This window comes from Pengzhenrongella sicca (genome assembly GCF_017569225.1).
Lineage (GTDB): Bacteria > Actinomycetota > Actinomycetes > Actinomycetales > Cellulomonadaceae > Pengzhenrongella > Pengzhenrongella sicca.
In genome coordinates, this window is record NZ_CP071868.1 from 104,245 (window position 1) to 129,666 (window position 25,422).

Genomic DNA, 25,422 nt, shown 5'->3' on the forward strand with positions numbered 1-25,422 from the left:
ACGCCCCTGACGGCGGACCCAGAAAGCCTACCGGCCGAGACTGGGAGGTCGCTGTGCGTGGACGTCCCGGCAGGGTGGCCTGGCGCGCGCCTACCCTCTCGAGGTGTCAGACAGCGAACCGGAACAGCTCGGCAAGGGCCTGAAGGTCCGTCACCTGACGATGATGGGGCTCGGTTCGGCGATCGGAGCCGGCCTGTTTCTCGGCACCGGAACGGGCATCGCGACGGCAGGCCCCGCGATCCTCGTCTCGTACTCGCTCGCCGGTGTCCTTGTGGTCCTGGTCATGCGCATGCTCGCCGAGATGGCGGCCGCGCTGCCGTCCAGCGGGTCGTTCTCGACGTACGCCGAGCGCGGCATCGGACGCTGGGCCGGCTTCACGCTCGGCTGGGTCTACTGGTACACGCTCATCATGGTGCTCGGCGTCGAGATCACCGGGGCGTCGTCGATCGTGCACGGCTGGCTGCCCGGCGTGCCGCAGTGGGTCGTGGCGCTCGCCCTCGTCGCGCTCTTCGCCGCGGTCAACCTCGTCGGGGTGCGGAGCTTCGGCGAGTTCGAGTTCTGGTTCGCCGCGCTCAAGGTGATCGTCATCGTCGCCTTCCTCGTGATCGGGACGCTTCTCGCGCTCGGATGGCTGCCGGGCACCGAGCCGGTCGGCCTGTCGCACCTGCTCGGCGACGGCGGGTTCGCGCCGAACGGGTTCGGCCAGGTCGCGGCGGGACTGCTCGTCGTCGTCTTCGCCTTCGGCGGGATCGAGATCGTGACGATCGCCGCGGCCGAGTCGGCCGATCCGCAGCGCAGCATCGCCGCCGCGGCGCGGAGCGTCGTCTGGCGCATCATGGCGTTCTACGTCGGCTCCGTGGCGATCATGGTGCTCGTGCTCCCGTGGGACTCGCCGGCGCTGCTGGCCGGCCCGTTCGTCGCCGTGCTCGAGCTCGCGAGCATCCCGGGGCTCGCCGCCGTCATGGAGGTCGTCGTCGTCATCGCGCTGCTGTCGGCGTTCAACGCGAACCTGTACGGGACGTCCCGGATGGCGTTCTCCCTCGCCGGCCGCGGCGACGGTCCGGCCGGCCTCCTGCGCGTGTCCCGGCAGGGCGTGCCCGTCGTCTCGGTGCTGCTCTCGGTCGCGTTCGCCCTGGTGAGCGTGCTGCTCAACTGGCTGCTGCCCGAGCAGCTGCTCGGCTTCCTGCTCAACGCGGCCGGCTCGTCGCTCATCTTCATGTGGATCGCGATCGCGGTCTCGCAGCTGCGCCTTCGCCGCGAGCTCGAGGCGACGGGCCTGCTCACGGTCCGCATGTGGGCGCACCCGCACCTCGGCCGGCTGACGGTCGTGCTGCTCGTCGCCCTCGTCGCCCTCATGCTCACCGACGGCGCCGCGCGCTCGCAGATCCTGGCGACGGCCGGCGTCGTCGCCGTCATCGTCGTGATCTACGTGCTCCGCGAGCGCGTGCGGGCCCGCTCCGCCGCCGCGGGCGACCGCGGCGTTCTGGGAGGATGGCGCCCATGACCGACCCCACCCCGACGCGCGCGTCGAGCGCGAAGCACCTGCGCCGGTGGCGCCAGAATCTCGCCGACGAGCGCGCCGAGGCCGCGGTCTACCGCGACCTCGCCAGCCGCCGTACCGGCGAGGAGCGCGCGATCCTGCTCGCGCTCGCGCGGGCGGAGGGTCGCCACGAGGCGCACTGGCTCGACCTGCTCGGCGACGACGTCGGCCGGCCGCTGCGGGGGGACTTTCGCACCCGCACGCTCGGCTGGCTTGCCCGGCGCTTCGGCTCCGTCTTCGTGCTCGCACTCGCCCAGCGCGCCGAGTCCCGGTCGACGTACTCGACCGACCGCGACGCCACCGCGGCGATGGCCGCCGACGAGCGGATCCACGAGGAGGTCGTCCGTGGCCTCGCGACCCGCGGCCGCAACCGCATGTCCGGCTCCTTCCGGGCCGCCGTGTTCGGTGCGAACGACGGGCTCGTGAGCAACCTCGCGCTCATCCTCGGCATCGGCGCGAGCGGGGCGTCGCACTCGACCGTGCTGCTGACCGGCATGGCGGGCCTGCTCGCGGGCGCGCTGTCGATGGCGGCGGGGGAGTACGTGTCCGTGCGCTCGCAGCGCGAGCTGCTCGAGGCGTCCTCGTCCACCCTGCACGCCGACGGCGCCGTGCTCGACCTCGACGTCGACGCAAACGAGCTGGCGCTCGTGTACCGCGCCCGCGGGATGGAGGCCGACGACGCGGCCGCCCACGCGCGCGAGGTGCTCCGGCGCGCCGGGGAGGGCTCGTACTCGGGCGACGGCGACGGCGACGGCGACGGCGGGGGATCGGGTGCCGGGGCGGGCGAGGGCGCGGGGCGCGACGCCGCCGTCGATGCCCACGAGTCGGTCGGCACCGGCGCCCAGGCCGCGCTCTCGAGCTTCTGCTTTTTCGCGACGGGCGCGCTCATCCCCGTCTTGCCCTACCTGTTCGGGCTGGAGGGCCTGGCTGCTGTCGCCGTCGCGTCGCTCCTGGTCGGCGGCGCGCTGCTGATCACGGGCGCGACCGTCGGCGTCCTGTCGGGCGGGCCGCCCGTGCGGCGGGCGCTGCGCCAGCTCGCGATCGGGTACGGCGCGGCCGCCGTCACCTACGTGCTCGGACTAGTGTTCGGCGCCAACCTCGGCTGAAGCAGCACGGCCCCGTCGCGTAGCGAGCCGGTTCAGCAGGTAGAGCACGACGCCGACGCCGAGCAGGATCGCGGCGCGCAGGTACACGGCGCCGTCGCGCCCGGTGAGGGGGCTCGCGAGCACCAGGGACGCGGTCGCGCCGAGCGCGGGCGCCCACGTCGGCGCGCGGAACGCGGGGGCGGGGTTCTCCGGGTCGGCCGGGGCGCGGCGAAGCACCAGCACCGAGACGTTCACGCAGGCGAACACGAGCAGCAGGAGCAGGACGGTCGTGTCCGCCAACCCGCTCAGGTCGCCAGTCGTGATGAGGGTGAACGCGATCGCGACGGTGAAGGCGATCGCGACGAACGGCGTCTGGCGGCCGCGGTGCACTCGACCGAGCACCTTCGGGACGATGCCCTCCTGCGCCATCCCGTAGACGAGGCGGGACGCCATGATCATGTTGATAAGCGCGGTGTTCGAGACCGCGAGCAGAGCGATGAGCGCGAACAGCGCGGGCGGGAACGCGACCCCGGCGACCTTGACCACCTCCAGGAGCGGGCCGGTCGAGGCCTCGAGCACGTCGGTCTCGACGAGCATCGACGAGGTGAACGCGACCGCGAGGTAGATCGCTGCCGCGATGCCGATGCCGGCGAACAGCGCGCGCGGGAAGTCCCGCCGCGGCTGCTGGCACTCCTCCGCGAGGTTGACGGAGTCCTCGAACCCGAGCAACGCGTAGAACGCCAGCGCGGTGCCGCCGAGCACCCCGACCCAGCCGGCCTCGGGGTCGAGCTCGAGCGCGCGCGCCGGCTCGCCCGCGCCCGTCGCGAGCGACCACGCGCCGATCGCGATGATCACAAGCAGGCCGCTCGTCTCGATCGCGGTCAGCACCAGGTTGACCTTGATCGATTCGCTGATCCCCACGAGATTGACGGCCGTGACCAGCGCCAGGAACGCGTACGCAGCGAGCAGTGTCGGGACGCTCACGAACTCCGTGAGGTAGTCGCCGCCGAAGGCACGCGCCGCCGCGCTCGCGGACGTGATGCCGGACATCATGACGGCGAACGCCACCATGAACGTCACGAAGGGGCGGTGGAACGCGCGGTTCGCGTAGAGCGCGGCGCCGGCCGCCTGCGGGAACTTGCCCACGAGCTCCGCATAAGCGGTCGCGGTGAGCGCCGCCAGCGCGAACGCCAGCACGAACGGGAGCCAGATGGCGCCGCCGACCTCACCGGCGACCTTGCCGGTCAGCGCGTAGATGCCGGCCCCGAGGATGTCGCCGACCACGAACACCAGGAGCACCCGCCGGCCGATCGTCCGCTTCAGCTCGGTGCCGGGCTCGCTGTCAGGTCCCGCCGCGCCGGCGGTGCCATCGCCCGCCCCGTTCCCAGTCGCCACCGTTGCCCCCAGCTCGTCCGGGGGGCCCGTGGGCCCGCTCGGCCACCCGTTCGCATCCAGCCTGGCCCACGCCGGGCCGGCCGTCCACCGGAGCGATCCCGCGAGAAGTTAGGTAAGCCTGCCCTGCGCATGTCACGATAGCTCCGTGACCCAGACCGCTGAGCGCGCCGTCGCCACCCAGCCGTTCGCCGTGTTCGACGTGCGCGTCGCCCGGACCGTGCGGCTCGGCCCGACGTTCGTGCGTGTGACCTTCACGGGCGACCAGCTCGACCGGTTCGCCGACAACGGCTTCGATCAGCGCATCAAGCTTTTCTTCCCGCTCGCCGACGGCCGCCTGCCCGACCTGCCCCGCGGCGCCGACTGGTATCAGCAGTGGCGCGCGCTGCCCGATGCCGAGCGTCCCCCGATCCGGACGTACACGGTCCGCGAGGTGCGCCCCGCGGCGCGCGAGCTCGACGTCGACATGGTGCTGCACGGCGACGGCGGGCCGGCCTCGCGCTGGTTGGCGGCGGCGCGCCCGGGAGATCGGTTGACCGTGCTCGGGCCGAACGCCGACCACGACGGCGTGCACGGCGGCATCGACTTCGTCCCGCCGACCCGCACCGGCTGTGTGCTGCTCGCCGGTGACGAGACGGCCGTCCCCGCGATCGCCGCGATCCTCGAACGCCTGCCCGCCGACGCCAGCGGCGAGGTGCTGCTCGAGGTGCCCGCGAGCGGCGACGCGATGACGCTCGCCGCGCCGGCCGGCGTCGTCGTGCGCTGGCTCGGCCGCGACGGCGCCGCGCACGGCGAGCTGCTCCAGCCCGCGGTCCAGGCCGCCGCCGATCGACTGATCGCGGGCAGCGCCGGCCGCACGTGCAGCGGATCGTGCACCGCGGCCCACCCGCTGCGCGAGATCGACGTCGACACGGAGCTGCTCTGGGAGGTCCCGGTCGACGGCGTCGGCCGCCCGCTCGCCGCGTGCCTCGACCTGTACATCTGGCTCGCGGGGGAGGCGGCCGTGATCAAGGCCCTGCGCCGGCACCTCGTGACCGAGCGCGGCGTCGACCGATCGGCCGTGGCGTTCATGGGCTACTGGCGCCGCGGTCGCGCCGAGAACGGCTGAGCCTCCCGACCAGCGGGCGGGCCCCAGGCGGCCTACGCTCAGAACTCGTGCGGGGCGACCCGCGCATCCGACGAGGGGACATGCAATGAAAGCGAAGCTTGCATTTATCGCCGGCGCCGGTATCGGTTATGTGCTCGGCACCCGGGCCGGGCGCCAGCAGTTCGAGGCGATTCAGGGCTGGTCGCGCAGCGTCTGGCAGGACCCGCGGGTCCAGTCGCAGGTCAACGATCTGGAGGCCAAGGCGAGTGATCTCGCGAAGACCGAGGGTGCGGCGCTGAAGGACAAAGTGACCGTCGCGGTCAAGTCGGTCGTCGACGCGGTGAAGGACAAGTCTTCCGACTCTGCCTGATTCGGTTTTGGCACCGACAAAGGGCACGGTACATTCGAGGCAGCGAATTGCGAGAGATCTGGAAGCGGTCACCCTCGCGCGCCACAGCAGCCCCGTCCCGGACACAGGTGTCGGCCGGGGCGAGGAGGTGCGATGGCGGAGGCGCTGCACAGGTCAGTGCTCGACGTGCTGGGCACGGAGATCACGGCGGGTATCAAGCCGGCGGGCACGGTGCTCACGCTTGAGCGGATCCAGAAGAGGTTCGGGATCTCCCGCACCGTCGCGCGTGAATGCATGCGGCTGCTCGAGCAGCTCCAGCTGGTGCAGTCGAGCCGACGGGTCGGCATCGTCGTGCTGCCGAGCGACGAGTGGGCGGTGCTCGACCGCCGGGTGATCCGGTGGCGGCTGGCCGGGCCGGGCCGCGAGGCGCAGCTGCGCTCGTTGGTCGAGCTGCGCGCCGCCGTCGAGCCCCTTGCGGCGGCGCAGGCCGCGCGGTATGCCAGCACGGTCGAGCGCGCCCGGCTGGTGGCCCTCGCGGCGAGCCTGCGGGTGGCTGCCGACGCGGGCGCGGACGGCCTCGACCTCGACATCGAGTTCCACACGACGCTGCTCCGGGCGAGCCGCAATGAGATGTTCGCGGCGATGACGGGCGTCGTCGCGGAGGTGCTCAGCGGGTACACCCCGGCCGAGCCGGGCGCCACGGAGTCGGGTTCGACCGCCCTCGGCTCCCACGAGGGTGTGGCGCGCGCCGTGCAGCTCGGCGACTCGCGGGGCGCGGAGCTCGCGATGCGCGAGCTGCTGACCGACCTCTCGCTCGCGGGCGCTGCGCTGGACGGGCAGTCGTTGGACAAGCGCGCGCTGAACGGGCATGCGTTGGACGGGCACGCCGCGCTGGACGGGCAGGCGTCGTCGGTCTAGGGGAGCCGGCTCGGGCTGCCCGCCCGGAGCGCGCGGAGCGACGCGAGCGTCGCGACCACGGCGAACCCCGCTGCGACCGCGACGACGACGAATCCGCCGCGGGCGCCCCGGTCGTCGATCAGCATGCCCGCGATCGACGACCCGACCGAGACGCCGATCCCGAGCGAGGTGCTGACCCAGGTCAGGCCCTCGGTCAGCCGGCCGTCGGGCACGCAGTACTGGACGAGGCCGTTGCCGTTGATCAGCGTCGGCGCGATCGCGAAGCCGGTGACGAACATGACGACGGCGAGCGCGGGCAGGCTGGTGGCGAGGAAGAAGAGGCTGACGCCGGCGGCGAGCGCGACGACGCCGATCGCGAACCGCTTCCAAAGCGGCGCGGCCCAGCTCCGGGCGCCGTACCCCAGCCCGGAGAGCATCGAGCCGAACGCGAAGGCCGCCAGCACGAACCCCGCGGACCCCTTCGAGCCGTGCTCCTGGGCGAACGCCACGGTCGCGACGTCGGTCGCGCCGAAGATCGCCCCCATCGCGACGAATACGGCCGCGAGCACCCGCATGCCCGCCACGCGCATCACGCTGCCCTGGTGGGCGCGCCTGCCCGCGGCATCCAGGGGCGGGGCCTGCGGCGCCGGCTCGGTACCCCGCAGCGAGAGAAACAGGAAGCCGCCGACGAGCAGCGCGAAGATCGGCACGACCAGGCCGGCGGCGGGCGCGACGGTGGTGGCGAGCACGGTGGCGGCCACGGGGCCGACGACGAACACCACCTCGTCGAGTGCGGACTCGAGCGAGTACGCGGTGTGCAGCCGGCGCGGGTCCGTGAGCACGTGGGACCAGCGGGCCCGGACGAGCGATCCGAACGACCCCGACGGGGCGCCCGCGACCGCGGCCGTGAGGTAGAGCCAGCCGGCGTGCGACCCCATCTCGGCGACCGCGATGAGGGCGGCGAGCCCGCCGATCGCGAGGACGGTCGCCGGGCGCATGATGCGCGCCTGGCCGTGGGCGTCGACGAAGCGGGCCAGCTGGGGGCCGCAGACGGCGCTCGCGACCACGTAGACCGCCGAGACCCGGCCGGCGAGCCCGTACGAGCCGTACTCGGCGGTGATCATGAGCACGATGCCGATCCCCACCATCGAGATCGGCAGCCGGGCGAGCACCCCGGCCGCGGAGAAGGCCAGTGCCCCGGGGGTGGTCAGGATGTCGCGATAGGGGCGGAGCACCGGGACATCTTCTCATCGGGATGTGACGTCGGCTCCTGAAGATGCGGTACCCGTCCGGCGTCGGGCAGGATCGCCGCATGGACACCCTCACCGTCGTGGACAACCCCAGCGAGTCCCGGTTCGAGGCACGGGCCGACGACGGCGCTGTCGTCGGGTATGTCTCGTACGACGGGCAGGCGGGCGGCCCCGGCGTCGTCGTGGTCATCCACACGATCGTCGAGCCGGCGTTCGAGGGGCAGGGCGTCGGCGGCAGGCTCGTGCGGGGCACGCTCGACCTCATCCGCGCGAGCGGCCGCACGGTCGTCCCGCTGTGCCCCTTCGTCAGCGCGTATCTCCGGCGTCACCCGGACTACCAGGACCTGGTGGCGCCGGACAGCGAACAGCGCTGACCCGGTTGCCTGCGTGGGTCTATGCACAGGGCGGGTTGCGGGGTGGGGTGCGTGTGGGTGGTCCGTCCTAGTCTGTACACATGTTCGAACCGAGCGATGACGAGGTAACGGGGGCCCCGGCGGGGGCCGGGCTGGCGGTCGCGGGCGCCACCTCGGCGGCCGACACGTCCACGGGCATCACATCGGCGTGCGCCACCGCCACGGGTGTCATTGCGCCGGCGTTCTCGGTGGATGTGGCGTTCGGGCTGTTGCTTGGGCGGGTGTTTGCGGAGGCGGGGGCGGCGTTGGCGCAGGCCGCGGCGGCGGGGTCGTGCATTGCGGGTCCGATCGATCAGGTCGCGTTGGCCGCCGCGTTGATGGGGCAGGCGCCGGGCTCGCCGTTGGTGGACCTGCTTGAGGGTCTGTGCCCGGGGGATGTGCATGATGCGGTGTTGATCGAGGCGATCGCCGCCTGGGAACGCGTCACCTCACTCGCTGCGGCGCGGCAAGGCGAGATGATCGCCGAGCTCGCCCGCCGCCGGGACGCGCAGCGGCTGTCGGAGTTCGTGGGTGACGAGGTCGCGTCGGTGCTGGTGATGACCCGGTCGGTGGCGGAGGCAAAGGTCAGCCTCGGGACCTCACTGGCGGCGTGGCCCGCGGTGAATGAGGCGCTCGCATCTGGGGTGATCGATCACCGCAAGGCCACCGCCCTGGTCGACGGCGTCGGGCACCTCGACGACGACGCCGCAGCCGCCGTCCTGGACAAGGTGCTGCCGGTCGCGGCGGGTTTGACGGTGCCGGCGTTGAAGGCGCGCCTGCGTAAGGTCGAGCTGACCGTGAACCCGGCCGCCGTCGCTGAGCGGCGCGCCCGCGACGCCGCGGACAGGTATGTGCGGGTCAGCCCGGCGCCTGGGGTGATGGCGTGGTTGACCGCGTACCTACCCGCCAAGGACGCGATGACGGTGTTCACCGCGATCGACGCCATCGCGGCGTCCGCGGACCCCGCCGACCCGCGCGGGGTGGCGGCGCGGCGCGCGGATGCCCTGACCGACCTCTGCGCCGACATCCTCACCACCGGCATCGCCCCCACCACCGCACTGCCGGGCGGGGTCTTGAAGACCGAGCACGGTCGTCGACCGCACCTGCAGGTGACCGCGGCTGCGACGACGTTGTTGGGGTTGGATGAGGTGCCCGGGGAGCTGGCCGGGTACGGGCCGATCCCCGCAGACCTGGTCCGGGCGATCGCGGCGGACGCGACGTGGCGGCGGATCTTCACCGACCCCGCCACCGGGTGCGTGACGGGGATCGGGCCGCGCGGGTACCGCCCCGGCGCCGACCTGACCGGAACCGTCCTGGCCCGGGACAAGACGTGCACGTTCGTGGGGTGTCGGATGCCGGCGTGGCGGTGCGACCTGGACCACCGCGACCCCTACGACCACAACCACCCCGACCTCGGCGGGCAGACCTGCGCGGAGAACCTGCACTCGCTGTGTCGCCACCATCACCGGGCCAAGACGTACGGCGGCTGGCACCCCGACCTCGACACCTCCACCGGCGACACCTGGTGGACCTCACCCACCAAACACCGCTACAAGCGACCGGCCACCGAGGTCAATCCCGAGCCGCCGCCACCCGACCGGCCCTGGCTCCACACGCCCCAGCCCGACGACCCACCCTTCTGAACCGCTGCAACCGTGGATCAGGTGTCTAGCCGAGGGCGTCGGCGACGACCGCCTTGGCCTCGACCTGGACGAGCGCGAGGTGCTCGGCCGAGACGAACGACTCCGCGTAGACCTTGTAGACGTTCTCGGTGCCCGAGGGGCGCGCGGCGAACCACGCGTTCTCGGTGGTGACCTTGAGCCCGCCGATCGATGCGCCGTTGCCCGGCGCCGTCGTGAGCTTCGCGGTGATGGGCTCGCCGGCCAGCGACGTCGACCGGACCTGGTCCGGGGTGAGCTTGCCGAGGGTGGCCTTCTCGGCGAGGGTCGCCGGGGCGTCCACCCGCGCGTACCAGGACTCGCCGAATCGGTCGACGAGGTCGGCGTGGTGCTGCGACGCGGACCGGCCGGTGGTGGCCTGGATCTCGGCCGCGAGCAGCGCCAGCAGGAGGCCGTCCTTGTCGGTCGTCCAGACGCTGCCGTCGGTGCGCAGGAACGACGCCCCGGCCGACTCCTCGCCGCCGAACCCGACCGACCCGTCGAGCAGGCCGGGCACGAACCACTTGAACCCGACGGGCACCTCGAGCAGGGTGCGCCCGAGCGAGGCGGCGACCCGGTCGATCAGCGCGGAGGAGACCAGTGTCTTGCCGATCGCGGCCGTCGCGGGCCAGTTCGGGCGCGCGCCGGAGTACAGGTACTGGATCGCGACGGCGAGGTAGTGGTTGGGGTTCATCAGGCCCGCGTCCGGGGTGACGATCCCGTGTCGGTCCGAGTCTGCGTCGTTGCCGGTCGCGAGGTCGTACGGGGCCGCACCGCCCGCGCCGTCGCCGGCCATGATGCGCACCAGCGACGCCATCGCCGACGGCGACGAGCAGTCCATGCGGATCTTGCCGTCCCAGTCGAGCGTCATGAATGACCAGCGAGGGTCGACCCGCGGGTTGACCACCGTGAGGTCGAGCCCGTGCCGCTCCGCGATGGCGGCCCAGTACTCGACGGACGCGCCGCCCAGCGGGTCGGCGCCGATCCGGACGCCCGCGCGCCGGATCGCCGCGAGGTCGACGACCGAGGGCAGGTCGTCCACGTACGCCGCCATGAAGTCGTGGCGCCGCGTCGTGGCCGACGCGAGCGCCGTCTCGAGGCTGACGCGGCGGATCTGCCCAGCGCCGGAGCGCAGGATCTCGTTGGCCCGCGCCGCGATCCAGCCGGTCGCCTCCGAGCCCGCGGGGCCGCCGTGCGGCGGGTTGTACTTGAAGCCGCCGTCGCGCGGCGGGTTGTGCGAGGGCGTGACCACGATGCCGTCCGCGAGGCCAGGCCCCTGCGAGCGCACCCCCGCCGAGGTCGCCGCGCCGTTGTGCAGCAGGATCGCGTGCGAGACCGCGGGGGTCGGGGTGAACGAGTCGCGGGCGTCGATGTGCACCTCGACCTCGGCCGCCGCGAGCACCTCGAGCGCCGTCTGCCAGGCGGGCAGGGACAGCGCGTGGGTGTCGCGGCCGATGAACAGCGGGCCGTCGGTGCCCTGCGCGCGGCGGTACTCGATGATCGCCGCCGTCGTCGCGATGATGTGCGGCTCGTTGAACGCGCCGTCCAGGCTCGACCCGCGGTGGCCCGAGGTGCCGAAGATCACCTGCTGCGAGACGTCGTCGAGATTCGGGGCCCGGTCGTAGTACGCCGCGATCACCGCATCCGGGTCAATGAGGTCCGAGGGGAGGGCGAGAGTTCCGGCGCGCGGGTCCATAGGGGTGATGCTCTCACTCCTGGCGGCGCTCGGCACAAGCGCTGCCACGTACTCTGTCGAGATGTTCCCGCCGCAGGTGCCCGCCGTCCACGTTGCCGACCTCGATCCGGCCGCGCCCGTCCCGGCCGGGACCACCCTGCTCGACGTGCGCGAGCGCGACGAGTGGGACGCCGGCCATGCCCCGGGCGCCCTGCACGTCCCGCTCGGCGAGCTCGTGGAGCGCGTCGGGGAGCTGCCCGCCGGCGCACCGCTGCTCGTCGTGTGCCACAGCGGCGCCCGGTCCGCGCGCGCGACGGCGTGGCTGAACGAGTCCGGCTACAGCGCCGAGAACCTCGATGGCGGCATGGTCGCGTGGTCCCGGGCCGGGCTGCCCGTCGTCTGAGCGGCTAACCGCCCCCGGTACGCTTCCTGGTATGGCCAAGAAACCTTCCGTTGACTTCGTGCTGCGCCCGTTCGCCGGGCTGCCCGGCGAGCCCGACTGGGTCGCGCTGCGTGAGGTGGTGCCCGCCGCGACGGCGCCCGTGCGCACGACCGCGGAGTACGGCTCGCGCGACGTCGTCATCGCCACGGTGCTCCCGATGGCCTGGCCCGCGCTGCACCGGGCCGACGGCGTCGTGCTCGTCGCGCTGCAGACCAACTCCGGCTCGGGCGACGCGAGCCGGGACGTCGCGGCCGCTCTCCTCGAGGCCCTCGAGCTCACGCCCGGGAGCGCGGTGACCACGAGCGGCGTCCCCGTCCCCGGGCCCCGTCTGCAGGACGTGCTCGACCTGACGCTCGGCTTCGACGTCACGGTGCACGAGGGCTTCGACTTCTGGCTCGCGCCCGATGCCGAGGTCGGCGCCGACCTGCGCGAGGCGCTCGAGCAGGCGAACGAGTCCATGGTGCCGACGCGCCAGCTCGCGTCGGTGGACTCGGCGTACTGGTGCCGCATGGGCGAGCGCGAGTACCTGCGCTGGGCGATGCCGCACGACGAGCAGCTGCTCGTTGACGCGCTCGCGCGGCTGCATGCGGCGCGCGAGTCGGCGATCGGCGCCGCGAAGTTCGTCGGCTACTTCCGCTCGAGCGGCGTCGTCGTGCCGGTGTGGGAGCTGGCGCCCGGCACGGCCGTCGAGGACCTCGAGCAGCCGGCCGCCGAGTTCCGGACGCGGTTCGAGGCCGCGCTCGCAGACACCTCGCCGCTGGACGCCAACGCCCGCCGTGCGCGCGCGGGCCTGGTCGCCCGCCAGGTCACCCTCCGCTGAGGCCGTCGGCAGACGCGCGGGCGACGGCGCGGGGGGACGGGGATGGCCGACGGCGCCCACCCCGTTAGGGTGGAACGCGTGACAGGGGAAACGGTAGAAGAGCAGGTGCCGGAAGACCCGTCCGCCGCGCGCGAGTCGGGCCCGGCCGGATCCGGCGAGCCCGGGACCGGCGGCCGCAAGGCCAAGCGTCGGCGGAGCCGGAAGGTGAGCGCGGCCGCCGTGACCGACGGCACGGGCGCCGCCACGACCGCGACGACCGACGCGCTCGGCCACGTCACCCGCTCGCGCCAGCGCGTCGCCGTGATCATCCCGGCGAAGGACGAGTCCCGGCGGATCGCCGCGACCGTGCGCGCTGCACGCGCGATCCCGCACGTCGACCTCGTGCTGGTGGTCGACGACGGCAGCGTCGACAACACGCAGGACGTCGCGCGCGAGGCGGGCGCCGTCGTCGTGCGCCACTCGCACAACCGGGGCAAGGCCGCCGCGATGGAGACGGGCGCGGCGGTGGTCGCGATGCGCGACACCGACGACCGGCCGCCCCGGCTGCTGCTGTTCATCGACGGCGACATGGGCGACACCGCGGTGAACACCGCGCCGCTGGTGCCCCCCGTCTTCGAGCGCGCGGCCGACGTGTCGATCGCGCTCCTGCCGCCGCAGCCCGGCGCGGGTGGCCGCGGGATCGTCGTCGGCGCCGCGCGCCGCGCGATCGCCTCGCTCACGGGGTGGACGCCCACCCAGCCGCTGTCCGGCACGCGCTGCCTCACCCGCGAGGCGTTCGAGGCGGCGACGCCGCTGGCGCGCGGCTGGGGCGTCGAGACGGGCATGACGATCGACCTGCTGCGGCAGGGGTTCGTCGCGGTCGAGGTGCCCTGCGAGCTGCGGCACCGCCCGTCGGGCACGGATCTGCGCGGTCAGCTGCACCGGGCGGCCCAGTACCGCGACGTACTGCTCGCGGTCAGCAACCGGCGGATGCGCGGCGCGGCCAGCGCCGTCCGCGGCAAGCTCGCGCCCCCCGCGGCCCCGCGCACCCACCGCTGACACATGCCGCGGACGAACGGCGCTCACGCACGGCGCTGGCGCTCGGCTGACGCCCGACCTTGGCGGGCGCACCGAGTGTGGGCGATCTGCTCTCCGGCAGGCCGCTGTCGCGAATCTGCTGGTCGACGGCCCCGTCGGGGAACCGTTTGCCCACACTCGAACCGCAGGGAGCCGAACGCCCACACCCGCGAGCCGGCCCGAGGCCCGAGGCCCGCGGCGGTCAGCGGGTGGGGCGGACCCGGAGCATCCAGGCGGCGCACGCCGCCACCAGGAGCGGCACCACCACCGCGATGCCCACGGCGGGGATGACGACGCCGGAGTCGTTGAGCGCAAACCCGATTCCCAACGTGATCGCGAGCGCGGTCAGGCCCGGGCGCAGCATCGGGGCGTCGGTGCCGAGCTGCGTCAGCGGCGCGCCGGCCGAGAGCCAGCCGAAGGGGCCACCGTCGGGCGCGCTCGCGAGGGTTCGCAGCGGGCGGCCGAGCACGAGCACCACGAGCGCGACCCCCGCGATCGCCAGCAGCGTCAGCGGGTTGCCGAACAGGATGTCGACGTTCTGGCTGGCCTTGCGCGTGAGCACCGGGACGAGGCCGCCGTCGAGCACCGTCTGGACGAACCGCCCGAGGTGGGTCCGCGAGTCGACCGGCCGGAGCCAGTCGAGCACGGCGAAGCTGATCACGACGGCCGCGCCCGCGGACAGGACGGCGAGCACCCGCCACCACGTCAGCCGGACGCCGGCGGCGAGCAGGCCGAGCACCGCGAACCCGGGGACGAGCGCGGGCGGCCCGCCGAAGTCGCTGCCGAGGCCGGGCAGGCCGTCCAGCGCCGTGGCGATGATGCCGATCGCGGCCACGACGGCCACGGCCCGTGCCCGGCGGCCCCGCTTCACGAGCGAGTTGGCCACCGCGACCGCGAGCAGCAGCGTCGCGGCGGCGAACAGCGCGAACGCCTGGTTGTTGAAGCCGTAGAACCGCGCGCCCACGAGCGGCTGCACCCCCATCAGGGCGGAGATCTGCAGCCGTCCGCCGGTCCCGATGTCGACGGCGACGACCCCGGCGGTCACGGCGGCGACGACGCCGACCGGGCCGAGCAGCCACGACTTCCACGGCGGCAGCAGCGCGAGCCCCGTGATCACGGCGATCCACGCGAGGATCAGCCCGGTGAGCGCGTACGACGGCGGCTGGACGCGCCACCAGGGCGTGAGGTTCGCGAGGAAGGTCGCCACCGGGATCGAGGCGACCGCGACGCCCGCGACGCGCAGGCCCGCGAGCACCACCCCCGGGCGGCTGGTCAGCGAGCGCGCGACGGCGCGACCCGCGCGACCCGGCAGCACGCGGTTCAGGCCGGTGCTCAGGTTTGCGAGCACGGCCCCGTTCAGGCCGAGCGTCACGAGCGCGTAGAGCACGAGGTTGACGGCGATGAGCAGCGTGAAGAACGGGCCCACGAGCGGGCGGACCGCCCGCGCGTGCCGATCCTGGTCGATCATCGCTGCCACCCGGCCGCTCGCGAGCTCCGGCCCCGCCGTCGTCGTGACCGGCGATCCCACGAGGACGCCCTCGGGCGCGCTGTCGCGGATGCCCAGCGCCGAGAGGATCGTCGGGGTCAGGTCGGTGGTCATGAGGTACCCGGGCTGGCGGGTGGACCGCGACTCGAGCAGGGTCTGCTCGAACGGGGCGCCGCCCTCGACCGCGCTCGGGCCCGTCGCGGCGGCGAGCTGCAGATGCGGCTGCGTCCCCGAGTCGGCGAGGGACGCCACGAGCACCGTTGCGTCCTGGCCCGAGCGGTCGACGGCGTCGAGCACCGCCGCGATGCGCGCGTCGACGGCGCGGACCTGGTCGGACCGCGTCGGCTCGGTCACCGCGTCGGGCGCCGTCAGGTCGGCGTCGTCGCTCTCGCCCGGCTCGAGGGTCGGGGTGGCGCCGGGGTCGGGCTGGCCGTCGCCGTCCGCGTCGAGGCCCGACGGGACCCGGTCGACCGTGAGCTCGCCGGGATCGCGCACCGTGCCGACGTCGACGACGACGAGCGCCGAGGTCCCGAGCGCCGTCCGGACCGCGGTTTCGAGGTCGGCCACCGCAAACGGCCGGCGCTGGTGGACGCCGACCGCCCGCCCGCCCGAGTCCGCGAGGGCGATCGCGGCGCCGGCGCCGATGCCGGTCGCAGTGACCCCGCCGGCGGCGACGGCGTCGCCCAGCACGCCGAGGTTCGCGTCGTAGTCCTCCTCGAGGGCGGACTGCACGTAGTCGGCCCAGCCGGGCACGAGCGCGTCCGCGCCGGGCTCGCGCAGCGTCCGGCAGTCCCCGTACCTCTCGGCGGCGAGGTCGGCCGCGCGAGCGCCGGCCGACAGGGCGAGCCAGCCGTCCGCCGGGCAGGCGAACGGGTTCAGGCTGCGGGCCGCGACGGTCCCGACCGAGCCGGTGCGGGACAGGTCCCACAGCGCGGGGGTCGTCAGGGCGCCGACGTCCTCCCAGCGCAGCCCGGTCATGCCGACGACGACGACCGGCCCGGGCTCGGCGGCCTCGGTCGCGGCCGCCGCAGCGGGACTCGCGCCCGCGAACGTCGCCAGCGCCGTGACGATCAGCGTCGCCGCAGCGCAGCCGGCACGGGTCAGAAGGGGGGGACGAGGCACCGGACCAGCCTACGGGCGCGTCGCCACGAGATCGGCGGCGGCTAGGCTCGGCCCCGCTCGTGACCCGATGAAGGAGCCTTCCGATGACCGCCTCGTCCCCGCTCCCGCGCTACGCCTACCTGGGGCCGGCGGGAACCTTCACCGAGGCCGCGCTGCGGCAGGTCGTCTCGCCCGACATGGCCGAGTACGTGCCGATGGTCGACGTCGTCTCGGCGCTCGAGGCCGTCCGCTCCGCCCGCGTCGACTTCGCCGTCGTGCCGATCGAGAACTCAGTCGAGGGCGGCGTCACCGCGACGCTCGACACGCTCGCGACGGGACGCCCGCTCGTGCTCGTGCGCGAGGTGCTGGTGCCCGTGGAGTTCGTCCTGGCCGCGCGCGCCGGGACGGTGCTGGCGGACGTCACCCGGGTCGCGACCCACCCGCACGCGTGGGCGCAGTGCCGGCGCTGGTTCAACGCCGCGCTGCCGGCGGCGGTGCACGTGCCCGCGACGTCGACGGCCGCCGCGGGCGCGCTGCTCGCGGACACCGCGCCGGGCCACGACCCGGGCTTCGACGCGGCGCTGCTGTCCCCGCTGAGCGCGCACCTGTACGGCCTCGAGGTGCTCGCCGAGCACGTCGCAGACAACGAGGCGGCGGTGACGCGCTTCGTCGTCGTCGGCGTCCCGGGGGCGTTGCCGCCGCGAACCGGCTCGGACAAGACCTCGCTCGTGGTGCACCTGCCCAGCAACGAGGCGGGCGCGCTGCTCGCGATGCTCGAGCAGTTCGCCGCGCGCGGGGTCAACCTGTCCCGGATCGAGTCGCGCCCGCTCGGTGACCGGCTCGGGCGGTACTCGTTCTCGATCGACGCCGACGGGCACCTCGCCGAGGAGCGCGTCGCCGAGGCCCTGATCGGGCTGCACCGGGTCTGCCCGCACGTGCGGTTCCTGGGCTCCTACCCGCGGGCCGACGGCGCGCCGACCGACGTGCGCCCGGGCACCGCGGACGCCGACTTCGACGGCGCGCGCTCGTGGGTCGCGTCGCTGCGCGCCGGGACGTGGCTCGCCGGCTGACCGGTCCCCTCGGCTGACCGGTCCACCCGGCTGACCGGTCCACCCGGCTGACCCAGCTACGCGACGCGGACCGTCAGCGCGCCGGGGTCCACCCGGACCGTGATCTCGCGGGCCCTGCCCAGCACGTCGCCGTCCACCTGGACGGCCTCGGGGCGATCCGCGACCACGCGCAGCCGGCGCGCGCGCGAGTGGTCGATGCGGCCGATCTTGCCCGGCAGCCCGTTGCGCATGCCGACGCCCTGCAGCACGACCTCGCCGAACAGCTGCGCCCACCCCGCGAGCCCGCCGCGCGTGTCGATCGCGCCGATGTCGAGCCAGCCGTCGTCGAGCACGGCGTCGGGGAGCAGCGTGATGCCGCCCGGCAGCCGCCCGCAGTTGCCGACGAGCAGGCTGCGCACGCGCAGCGCCGTCGCGGGCGCGCCGTCGACGGTGATCCGCAGGTGCAGCCGGCGCCCGTGCAGGTGCCGCGCGCCCGCCACGAAGTAGGCGATCCACCCCACGCGGGCCTTGAGCACCTCGTCGGTGTCCGCCACCATCGCGGCGTCGAAGCCGAGCCCGGCGATGACCAGGAAGATGTGGTCCGTGGGCTGGGCGGGAGGCTCCGCGCGGGAGGCGGCGGGAGCGCCCGCCGCGTCGTCGACAGCCGCGTCGACCGTGGCCCCGTCGACCGGGGCCCCGTCGACCGTGGCCCCGTCGCGCTCGACCCGCAGCCAGCCGACGTCGATCGTGCGGCCCGTGCCCGTCAGGGCGAGCCCCAACGCGGCGTCCGCGTCCGTGAGCGGCAGGTCCAGGTTGCGCGCGAGCAGGTTGCCGGTGCCCTGCGGGATCAGCCCCATCGGGACCTGCGTCCCGGCGAGCGCCTCGGCGACGGCGCGCACGGTGCCGTCGCCCCCGACGGCCACGACGACGACGGCGCCGCGGGCGATCGCCGCCCGCGCCTGGCCGACCCCCGGGTCCGCGAGCGTCGTCTCGTACCAGAGCGGTTCGGGCATGTTGCGCGCGGCGCACGCGCGGATCGCCGCATCGCGCAGCGCGGACGCGCCGGCCTTGGTCGGGTTCGCGACGAACGCGACCAGGTCGCCCGTGACCTCGGGGCTGGGCTGGTGCTCCGCGGCGGCGGCGGTCGCGGCGGCCGACCGTGCCCCGCGCACCCCACCAGCGCGCCTGATCGCGAGCGCCGCCACGACGATCGCGCCCACGGCGAGGACGAGGGCGATCAGGCTGATCCATTCGGGCCGAGACATGGCGCAACGCTACGGCCTGTGACCTTCCGCGCCGCGCGAGGTGGGGCCGGCGCACGGCGCGGGACCAGACGGTGCCGGCGGGTCGTTACCCTCGGGGGGTGATCGACCTCCGCCTGCTCCGAGAGAACCCCGACCTCGTCCGCGCCAGCCAGCTGGCCCGCGGCGACGACCCCGCGCTGGTGGACGCCGTGCTGGCCGCCGACGTGCGCCGCCGATCCGCCCGCACCGAGTTCGAGCAGCTCCGCGCCGAGCAGAAGTCTCTCGGCAAGCTGGTCGCGGGCGCGCGCGGCGACGAGAAGGCGGCACTGCTCGCGCGGACCAAGGCGCTGGCCCAGGACGTCAAGGCCCGGCAGGCCGACGCCGATGCCGCGGACGCGCTGCTCACCGAGACGGCCTACCGCATCGCCAACGTGGTCGAGGACGGCGTCCCGGCCGGCGGCGAGGACGACTACGTCGTGCTGCGCACCGAGGGCACCGTTCGCGACTTCGCCGCCGAGTACGGCCCGGACTTCCGGGTCCGCGACCACCTCGAGCTCGGGGAGATGCTCGCCGCGATCGACACCGAGCGCGGCGCGAAGGTGTCCGGCTCGCGGTTCTACTTCCTCACGGGGATCGGCGCGCGGCTCGAGCTGGCGCTGCTCATGGCGGCGATGGACACGGCGCTCGCCGCCGGGTTCACGCCGATGATCACCCCCACCCTGGTCAAGCCCGAGATCATGGCCGGTACCGGGTACCTGGGGGCGCACGCCGACGAGATCTACCACCTCGAGGCGGACGACCTGTACCTGACCGGCACGAGCGAGGTCGCCCTGGCCGGGTACCACGCCAACGAGATCCTCGACCTGTCCGCCGGGCCCAAGCGGTACGCCGGCTGGTCGGCGTGCTACCGGCGCGAGGCCGGCTCGTACGGCAAGGACACCCGCGGCATCATCCGGGTGCACCAGTTCCACAAGGTCGAGATGTTCAGCTACGTGGCGCCCGAGGACGCCGCGGCCGAGCACCGCCGCCTGCTCGCGTTCGAGGAGGAGATGCTGGCCAAGGTCGAGCTGCCGTACCGGGTGATCGACACGGCCGCGGGCGACCTCGGGCTGAGCGCCGCGCGCAAGTTCGACTGCGAGGCGTGGCTGCCGACGCAGCAGCGGTTCCTCGAGCTCACGTCGACCTCGAACTGCTCGACCTTCCAGGCCCGCCGCCTCGCCACGCGCGAGCGCACCGAGTCCGGCGAGACCCGGCCCGTCGCCACGGTCAACGGCACCCTCGGCACGACCCGCTGGATCGTCGCGATCCTCGAGAACCACCAGCTGGCGGACGGGTCGGTGCGCGTGCCCGTCGGCCTGCGGCCCTACCTCGGCGGCCTCGAGGTGCTCGAGCCGGTCGCTCGATGACGCCCGGGCAGGAGATCGCGCCCGGCGCGGGGCCCGGCGGGCTCGGTGGCGCGCGCCTGGTCGGGACTGGGCCGATGCTCGTCGCGCTCGACATCGACGGCACGCTCGTCACGTACGACGAGGTGATGTCCGCCGACATCCGCGCCGCCGTGGCCGCGCTGCTCGACGCCGGCGTCCACGTCGTGCTCGCGACGGGACGCTCGGTGCACGCGACCATGCCGATCGCCCACGAGCTCGGCATCACCTCGGGGTGGGCGGTGTCCTCGAACGGGTCCGTGACCGTGCGCCTGGACCCCGGCACCGCGCTGGGCTACGAGATCGTGGACCGGATCACGTTCGACCCGGGCCCGGCGCTGCGGCTCATGCACGCCGAGCTGCCGGAGGCGCACTTCGCGGTCGAGCAGGTCGGCACCGGCTTCCGCGTGAACAAGCCGTTCCCCGACGGCGAGCTCAGCGGCGTCCTCGACGTCGTCGACCTCGAGGACCTGTGGAGCGATCACGTCACGCGCCTCGTCGTGCGCAGCCCCGGGCACACCAGCGAGCAGTTCCACGAGCTCGTGCACCGCATGGGGCTCGACGACGTGTCCTACTCCGTCGGCTGGACCGCGTGGATGGACATCGCGCCGCACGGCGTCACCAAGGCGAGCGCGCTCGAGGTCGTGCGCCGCCGGCTGGGGGTCGAGCCGGCCCGCACGGTCGCGATCGGCGACGGCAGCAACGACCTGCAGATGATCGACTGGGCGGCCCGCGGCGTCGCGATGGGCCACGCCCCGCTGGCCGTCCGCGAGGTCGCCGACGAGGTGACGGGCACCATCGACGACGACGGCGCCGTCGCCGTCCTGCGCAGCCTGCTCGCCTGACGCCGGAGCGCAAGGCTGGACGGGCACCCGCAGTGGTGGCACAGTCAGCGACCGTGGCGCATGGCATCGACGAAGTTGCCCGGGTCGCGGGGGTCTCGACGGCGACCGTCTCCCGCGCGCTTCGTGGACTGCCCAACGTCTCGGACAGCACGCGCGAACGGGTGCGCAGCGTCGCGACCCAGCTCGGGTACGTCGCGTCGCCGTCGGCCGCCTCGCTCGCCTCCGGCCGGACGATGACGATCGGGCTGCTCACGCCGTGGGTCAAGCACTGGTTCTTCGCGAACGTCATCGAGGGCGCCGAGCGGGCGCTGCAGTCCGAGGGCTTCGGCGCGCTGCTGTACACCTTCGAGATCTCTCGCAACGCCCCGCGCCGGCGGGTCGATCCCGACGTGCTGCGCCGCCGGGTGGACGGCATCCTCGTCGTCGGCCTGCCGCTCGACCCGGCTGAGGTGGCGGCGCTGGTCGGGCTCGGCCACCCGATGATCTTCGTCGGCTCGGGCGTCGAGGGGCAGCTGACCGTGCGGCTCGACGACCTGGTCACGGGCCGCACGGCGACGGAGCACCTGATCGACCTCGGGCACCGGCGGATCGGGCACATCAGCGGCGCGCCCGACGACGTCACCCCGTTCTCGCCGCCCGCGGCGCGGCGCCGGGGCTGGCTCGAGGCGATGGGGGCCGCGGGCCTGAGCGTCGAGCCGACGCTCGAGGTGCACGGGCACTTCGACCTCGACGGCGGCCGCGACTCGATGCGCCAGCTGCTGGCGCAGCGGCCGGACGTGACCGCGGTCTTCGCGGCGTCGGACGAGATGGCGATGGGGGCGATCCTCGCGGTGCGCGAGCTCGGGCTGCGCGTGCCGCAGGACGTCTCGGTGATCGGCATCGACGGCCACGACCTCGGCGAGCTCGTCGGGCTGACCACCATGGCGCACCCGGCCGTCGAGGAGGGCGCCGCCGCCGCGGCGCTTCTCCTCACGATGATCGCGGGCACGTCGGCGCCGGCGGACCTCGTCTACCAGACCCGGTTGGTGCGCCGAAGCTCGACCGGACCGCCTCGCGAAGGCGTCGCTCATGCGTGACCGAATCGTTACCAGTTTGAGCCCGTTTGGGCTTGCGTCCGACAGATGTAAGCGCTTGCATGGGAGCCGTACCCCCGGGTGACGCTGTGGTGACCCGTGGGCTGTCCTGAGCACAACGACGTGGAGGTCAGTAGATGTCCAGCATTCGTAGTCGCCGCGCTGTCGCGGCCGTCGCCGGGGGGCTGGGGTTCGCCCTCGTCCTCACGGCCTGTTCGAGCGGTGATTCCGGTGGCGGAAGCGATGCCTCCGGAGACACGACCGCCGATTGCGCCGATTTCGAGGTCTACGGCGACCTCTCGGGCAAGGAGGTCGATGTCTACACCGGCATCGTCACGCCCGAGGACACCCCCTACATGGACTCCTACAAGCCGTTCGAGGAGTGCACCGGCGCGAAGATCGTCTACACCGGCGACAAGGCGTTCGAGACGCAGATCCTGGTCCGCGCGAAGGCCGGCAACCCGCCCGACATCGCGATCGTGCCGCAGCCGGGCCTGCTCCAGCAGCTCGTCGCGACCGGTGCGGCCGTCGAGGCCCCGGCCGACGTCGCCGCGAACGTGGACGAGTTCTGGGGCGAGGACTGGAAGGCGTACGGCTCGGTCGACGGCACGTTCTACGCGGCCCCGTCGGGTGCGAGCGTGAAGTCGCTCGTCTGGTACTCCCCGACCGAGTTCGCGGACAGCGGCTACGAGGTCCCCACGACGCTGGACGACCTCATGGCGCTCACCGAGCAGATCCAGTCCGACGGCAAGGTGCCGTGGTGCGCGGGCATCGGCAGCGGTGAGGCGACCGGCTGGCCGATCACCGACTGGATGGAGGACTTCATGCTCCGGCTCTCGGGCCCGGAGGTCTACGACCAGTGGGTCAACCACGAGATCCCCTTTAACTCGCCTGAGTCGGAGGCCGCGCTCGACGGGGTCGGCGACTACCTGAAGAACCCCGACTTCGTCAACGGCGGCCTCGGCGACGTCACGAGCATCGCGACCACCACGTTCCAGGACGGTGGCCTGCCGATCCTCGAGGGCACGTGCTCGCTGCACCGCCAGGCCAGCTTCTACGCCTCGAACTTCCCGGAGGGCACGACGGTCGCCGAGGACGGCGACGTGTTCGCGTTCTACCTGCCGGGCGAGACGGAGGAGGACCACCCGGTGCTCGGCGGCGGCGAGTTCAACCTCGCGTTCTCTGACGCCCCCGAGGTGCAGGCCTTCCAGACGTACCTCTCCTCCGACCTGTGGGCCAACACGAAGGCCACCATCAGCTCGGAGGCCACGGGCGGCGGCTGGATCAGCGCCAACACGGGCCTCGACGTCGCGAACCTGACGAACCCGATCGACCAGCTTGCCGCCGGCATCCTCCAGGACCCGAACACGGTCTTCCGCTTCGACGGCTCGGACATGATGCCCGCCGCGGTCGGCTCGAACGCGTTCTGGAAGCAGGCGACCAACTGGATCACCGGTCAGAGCACCAAGGAGACGGTGGACAACATCGAGGCGGCCTGGCCGGCCTCCTGATCGCGCCCAGCTCGACCGGCTCGATCCGCATCACCCGCTACACCTGCTAGACCGACGATTCGCCCTCGGGCGCTCGGGCGTGCACGGCATCGACCGCGTGCACGCCCGGGCCCCCCGCTCTCACAAGGAGGTGATGAGCCCAGATGGACATGACCGGGAAATTCCTGACCATGGTTCTCGCTGTGCTGATCTTTGTCGCGGTGGTAGGGGTCATCCTCTTCATCGCATCCCGCGCCGAACGCCGGAGCGGCAAGGGCGTCGCCCTGATGTTCCTGCTCCCGACCGCGGTCATGCTCGGCATCGGCCTGCTCTACCCGGCCGGCCGGACGATCTTGCAGTCCTTCTACGACGCGGCCGGCACCTCCTTCATCGGCCTGGGCAACTACGAGACGATCTTCACGTCGTCCGACCAGCTTGTCGTGCTGCGCAACACCGCGCTGTGGGTGCTGGTCACCCCGTTCGTCGCGACCGCCATCGGCCTGCTCTACGCGATCCTGGTCGACGGGGCTCGCGGCGAGGCCGCGGCCAAGGCCCTCATCTTCCTGCCGATGTCGATCTCGTTCGTCGCGGCGTCGATCATCTGGAAGTTCATCTACGCCTACCGGCCGGACCAGCCGGGCGTCGAGCAGATCGGCCTGCTCAACCAGCTGCTCGTCTGGCTGGGAGGGACCCCGCAACAATGGCTGGTCAGCGCGCCGCTGAACACCTTGTTCCTGATCGTCGTGATGATCTGGATCCAGGCGGGCTTCGCCATGACCATCCTTTCCGCCTCGATCAAGGCGATCCCGGAGGACGTCATCGAGGCCGCCCGCCTGGACGGCGTCAACGCGTTCGGCATGTTCCGCTTCGTCACGCTGCCGAGCATCCGGCCGTCCGTCGTGGTGGTGCTCACGACGATCGCGATCGGGACGCTCAAGGTCTTCGACGTCGTCCGGACGATGACCGGCGGGCAGTTCGACACGAGCGTCGTGGCGAACGAGTTCTACAGCCAGAGCTTCCGCAGCGACAACCAGGGGCTCGGTGCCGCCCTGGCCGTGCTGCTCTTCATCCTCGTCATCCCGATCGTTGTCTACAACGTTCGGCAGATGCGCGCATCGGAGGCACGATGAGCACCACCACGCCCCAGCTCGACCTCACCCCCGAGGAGCGCGCGTCGCTGGCGAAGATGTCGACGACCGGCCGCGCCGCCGCCAACGCCAAGAAGCGCCTGACGTCGCCGTGGGCCTCCTTCTTCGCCGTGGTCCTCGCGGTCCTGTGGACCATCCCGACGTTCGGGCTGCTCCTGACCTCGTTCCGGCCCGAGCTCCTGATCAAGACGACGGGGTGGTGGACGATCTTCACCAACCCCGAGCTGACGTTCGCGAACTACCAGACCGTCCTGAGCACCGAGGGCAGCGCCGGCCTCGGCAACTACTTCGTGAACTCCTTCGTCATCGTGATCCCGTCGGTGCTCATCCCGATCTGCCTGGCGACCCTCGCGGCGTACGCGTTCGCGTGGATCGACTTCCGCGGGCGCAACTTCCTGTTCGTGCTGGTGTTCGCGCTGCAGATCGTGCCGATCCAGGTCACGCTGCTCCCGCTGCTCACGCTGTACGTCGACGCCGGGCTCGCGGGCACGTTCTGGCCGATCTGGCTCTCGCACTCGGCGTTCGCGCTGCCGCTCGCGATCTTCCTCCTGCACAACTTCATGAAGGAGATCCCGAGGGAGCTCATCGAGGCGGCGCGCATGGACGGCGCCGGGCACGTGAAGATCCTCTTCGGCGTCCTGCTCCCGCTGATGAAGCCGGCCCTGGCGGCGTTCGCGATCTTCCAGTTCCTGTGGGTGTGGAACGACCTGCTCGTGGCGCTGACCTTCGCGGGCGGTGGGACCGACGTGGCCCCGATCATCGTCGGGCTCGCGAACCTCAGCGGGACCCGGGACACCGCGTGGCACCTGCTGTCCGCGGGGGCGTTCGTCTCGATGATCGTCCCGGTGGTCGTGTTCCTGTCGCTGCAGCGGTACTTCGTGCGCGGGCTGCTCGCCGGCGGGCTCAAGGGCTGACCGGCCCC

The 25,422-nt window shown here is 73.2% G+C and carries 22 protein-coding genes; 17 read left to right on the forward strand and 5 right to left on the reverse strand.

The features are described from left to right. The first annotated feature begins 103 nt into the window (after positions 1–103). Both J4E96_RS00445 and J4E96_RS00450 read left to right on the forward strand, forming a co-directional pair. Positions 104–1,504 carry an amino acid permease gene (locus tag J4E96_RS00445; RefSeq protein WP_227423870.1) on the forward strand — a complete coding sequence of 467 codons (1,401 nt, stop codon included), beginning with the start codon at positions 104–106 and terminating at the stop codon, positions 1,502–1,504. Continuing rightward, entirely contained in the window at positions 1,501–2,646 is a 1,146-nt protein-coding gene (locus tag J4E96_RS00450; protein WP_227423871.1) for a VIT1/CCC1 transporter family protein, read from the forward strand. The genes J4E96_RS00445 and J4E96_RS00450 overlap by 4 nt, the downstream gene beginning before the upstream one ends. Here J4E96_RS00450 and J4E96_RS00455 read toward each other — a convergent pair. Continuing rightward, entirely contained in the window at positions 2,620–4,020 is a 1,401-nt protein-coding gene (locus tag J4E96_RS00455; protein ID WP_227423872.1) for an APC family permease, read from the reverse strand. The two genes, J4E96_RS00450 and J4E96_RS00455, sit on opposite strands and share 27 nt — an antisense overlap. A gap of 145 nt (positions 4,021–4,165) precedes the next feature. Between J4E96_RS00455 and J4E96_RS00460 the strand changes: the two genes are divergently transcribed. From J4E96_RS00460 to J4E96_RS00470, 3 genes are all read left to right on the forward strand, one after another. Continuing rightward, entirely contained in the window at positions 4,166–5,125 is a 960-nt protein-coding gene (locus J4E96_RS00460; RefSeq protein WP_227423873.1) for a siderophore-interacting protein, read from the forward strand. 85 nt (positions 5,126–5,210) lie between these two features. Beyond that, positions 5,211–5,474: a YtxH domain-containing protein gene (locus tag J4E96_RS00465; protein ID WP_227423874.1), complete on the forward strand. Its 264-nt coding sequence runs from the start codon at positions 5,211–5,213 to the stop codon at positions 5,472–5,474. A gap of 132 nt (positions 5,475–5,606) precedes the next feature. Next, complete coding sequence (locus tag J4E96_RS00470; protein WP_227423875.1) at positions 5,607–6,371, forward strand: FadR/GntR family transcriptional regulator; 765 nt, start codon at positions 5,607–5,609, stop codon at positions 6,369–6,371. Here J4E96_RS00470 and J4E96_RS00475 read toward each other — a convergent pair. Continuing rightward, on the reverse strand, positions 6,368–7,585 hold the full coding sequence (locus J4E96_RS00475) for an MFS transporter (protein ID WP_227423876.1): 1,218 nt from the start codon (positions 7,583–7,585) through the stop codon (positions 6,368–6,370). The two genes, J4E96_RS00470 and J4E96_RS00475, sit on opposite strands and share 4 nt — an antisense overlap. Positions 7,586–7,662: 77 nt before the next feature. Here J4E96_RS00475 and J4E96_RS00480 point away from each other — a divergent pair, with 77 nt between their 5' ends. Both J4E96_RS00480 and J4E96_RS00485 read left to right on the forward strand, forming a co-directional pair. After that, entirely contained in the window at positions 7,663–7,974 is a 312-nt protein-coding gene (locus tag J4E96_RS00480) for a GNAT family N-acetyltransferase (protein ID WP_227423877.1), read from the forward strand. Between the two features lie 80 nt (positions 7,975–8,054). Further along, positions 8,055–9,635 carry an HNH endonuclease signature motif containing protein gene (locus tag J4E96_RS00485; protein WP_227423878.1) on the forward strand — a complete coding sequence of 527 codons (1,581 nt, stop codon included), beginning with the start codon at positions 8,055–8,057 and terminating at the stop codon, positions 9,633–9,635. Between the two features lie 25 nt (positions 9,636–9,660). On the opposite strand, the gene pgm is transcribed toward J4E96_RS00485, so the two are convergent. Then, the gene (gene pgm, locus J4E96_RS00490; RefSeq protein ID WP_227423879.1) at positions 9,661–11,346 is read right to left on the reverse strand and encodes a phosphoglucomutase (alpha-D-glucose-1,6-bisphosphate-dependent); all 1,686 of its coding nucleotides are present in this window, start codon (positions 11,344–11,346) and stop codon (positions 9,661–9,663) included. A gap of 61 nt (positions 11,347–11,407) precedes the next feature. Between pgm and J4E96_RS00495 the strand changes: the two genes are divergently transcribed. The 3 genes from J4E96_RS00495 to J4E96_RS00505 all read left to right on the forward strand — a co-directional run bounded on the left by J4E96_RS00495 (position 11,408) and on the right by J4E96_RS00505 (position 13,625). After that, positions 11,408–11,728 carry a rhodanese-like domain-containing protein gene (locus J4E96_RS00495; RefSeq protein ID WP_227423880.1) on the forward strand — a complete coding sequence of 107 codons (321 nt, stop codon included), beginning with the start codon at positions 11,408–11,410 and terminating at the stop codon, positions 11,726–11,728. A gap of 31 nt (positions 11,729–11,759) precedes the next feature. Next, the gene (locus tag J4E96_RS00500; RefSeq protein ID WP_227423881.1) at positions 11,760–12,587 is read left to right on the forward strand and encodes a DUF5926 family protein; all 828 of its coding nucleotides are present in this window, start codon (positions 11,760–11,762) and stop codon (positions 12,585–12,587) included. Between the two features lie 219 nt (positions 12,588–12,806). Then, positions 12,807–13,625 (forward strand): glycosyltransferase family 2 protein, encoded by an 819-nt coding sequence (locus tag J4E96_RS00505; protein WP_406620443.1) that lies wholly within the window; start codon positions 12,807–12,809, stop codon positions 13,623–13,625. Between the two features lie 220 nt (positions 13,626–13,845). Here J4E96_RS00505 and J4E96_RS00510 read toward each other — a convergent pair whose 3' ends face one another. Next, positions 13,846–16,251, reverse strand: coding sequence for a hypothetical protein (locus tag J4E96_RS00510; protein ID WP_227423882.1), 2,406 nt, complete (start codon positions 16,249–16,251; stop codon positions 13,846–13,848). An 83-nt stretch (positions 16,252–16,334) separates the two neighbouring features. On the opposite strand from J4E96_RS00510, the gene pheA reads away from it, so the two are divergent. Further along, entirely contained in the window at positions 16,335–17,300 is a 966-nt protein-coding gene (pheA, locus tag J4E96_RS00515; RefSeq protein WP_227423883.1) for a prephenate dehydratase, read from the forward strand. A 56-nt stretch (positions 17,301–17,356) separates the two neighbouring features. On the opposite strand, the gene J4E96_RS00520 is transcribed toward pheA, so the two are convergent. Further along, complete coding sequence (locus tag J4E96_RS00520) at positions 17,357–18,544, reverse strand: diacylglycerol/lipid kinase family protein (protein ID WP_227423884.1); 1,188 nt, start codon at positions 18,542–18,544, stop codon at positions 17,357–17,359. Positions 18,545–18,642: 98 nt separating this feature from the next. On the opposite strand from J4E96_RS00520, the gene serS reads away from it, so the two are divergent. The 6 genes from serS to J4E96_RS00550 all read left to right on the forward strand — a co-directional run bounded on the left by serS (position 18,643) and on the right by J4E96_RS00550 (position 25,414). After that, positions 18,643–19,929: a serine--tRNA ligase gene (gene serS / locus J4E96_RS00525; protein WP_227423885.1), complete on the forward strand. Its 1,287-nt coding sequence runs from the start codon at positions 18,643–18,645 to the stop codon at positions 19,927–19,929. Beyond that, on the forward strand, positions 19,926–20,789 hold the full coding sequence (locus J4E96_RS00530; RefSeq protein WP_319637718.1) for an HAD family hydrolase: 864 nt from the start codon (positions 19,926–19,928) through the stop codon (positions 20,787–20,789). Before serS ends, J4E96_RS00530 begins: the two co-directional genes overlap by 4 nt. A 53-nt stretch (positions 20,790–20,842) precedes the next feature. Further along, positions 20,843–21,865 (forward strand): LacI family DNA-binding transcriptional regulator, encoded by a 1,023-nt coding sequence (locus J4E96_RS00535; RefSeq protein WP_227423886.1) that lies wholly within the window; start codon positions 20,843–20,845, stop codon positions 21,863–21,865. Between the two features lie 134 nt (positions 21,866–21,999). Further along, entirely contained in the window at positions 22,000–23,373 is a 1,374-nt protein-coding gene (locus J4E96_RS00540) for an ABC transporter substrate-binding protein (protein WP_227423887.1), read from the forward strand. Between the two features lie 149 nt (positions 23,374–23,522). Next, positions 23,523–24,482 (forward strand): carbohydrate ABC transporter permease, encoded by a 960-nt coding sequence (locus tag J4E96_RS00545; RefSeq protein WP_406620160.1) that lies wholly within the window; start codon positions 23,523–23,525, stop codon positions 24,480–24,482. Continuing rightward, a complete protein-coding gene (locus tag J4E96_RS00550) occupies positions 24,479–25,414 on the forward strand; it encodes a carbohydrate ABC transporter permease (RefSeq protein ID WP_406620161.1) in 936 nt (311 codons plus the stop codon). The genes J4E96_RS00545 and J4E96_RS00550 overlap by 4 nt, the downstream gene beginning before the upstream one ends. The last annotated feature ends 8 nt before the right edge of the window (positions 25,415–25,422 follow it).

Coding starts and splice junctions, on each gene's coding strand:
- J4E96_RS00450 (WP_227423871.1), top strand. CDS start 1,501: ATGACCGACCCCACCCCGACGCGCGCGTCGAGCGCGAAGCACCTGCGC.
- J4E96_RS00465 (WP_227423874.1), top strand. CDS start 5,211: ATGAAAGCGAAGCTTGCATTTATCGCCGGCGCCGGTATCGGTTATGTG.
- J4E96_RS00470 (WP_227423875.1), top strand. CDS start 5,607: ATGGCGGAGGCGCTGCACAGGTCAGTGCTCGACGTGCTGGGCACGGAG.
- J4E96_RS00480 (WP_227423877.1), top strand. CDS start 7,663: ATGGACACCCTCACCGTCGTGGACAACCCCAGCGAGTCCCGGTTCGAG.
- J4E96_RS00485 (WP_227423878.1), top strand. CDS start 8,055: ATGTTCGAACCGAGCGATGACGAGGTAACGGGGGCCCCGGCGGGGGCC.
- pgm (WP_227423879.1), bottom strand. CDS start 11,346: ATGGACCCGCGCGCCGGAACTCTCGCCCTCCCCTCGGACCTCATTGAC.
- J4E96_RS00495 (WP_227423880.1), top strand. CDS start 11,408: ATGTTCCCGCCGCAGGTGCCCGCCGTCCACGTTGCCGACCTCGATCCG.
- J4E96_RS00500 (WP_227423881.1), top strand. CDS start 11,760: ATGGCCAAGAAACCTTCCGTTGACTTCGTGCTGCGCCCGTTCGCCGGG.
- pheA (WP_227423883.1), top strand. CDS start 16,335: ATGACCGCCTCGTCCCCGCTCCCGCGCTACGCCTACCTGGGGCCGGCG.
- J4E96_RS00520 (WP_227423884.1), bottom strand. CDS start 18,544: ATGTCTCGGCCCGAATGGATCAGCCTGATCGCCCTCGTCCTCGCCGTG.
- J4E96_RS00530 (WP_319637718.1), top strand. CDS start 19,926: ATGACGCCCGGGCAGGAGATCGCGCCCGGCGCGGGGCCCGGCGGGCTC.
- J4E96_RS00540 (WP_227423887.1), top strand. CDS start 22,000: ATGTCCAGCATTCGTAGTCGCCGCGCTGTCGCGGCCGTCGCCGGGGGG.
- J4E96_RS00545 (WP_406620160.1), top strand. CDS start 23,523: ATGACCGGGAAATTCCTGACCATGGTTCTCGCTGTGCTGATCTTTGTC.
- J4E96_RS00550 (WP_406620161.1), top strand. CDS start 24,479: ATGAGCACCACCACGCCCCAGCTCGACCTCACCCCCGAGGAGCGCGCG.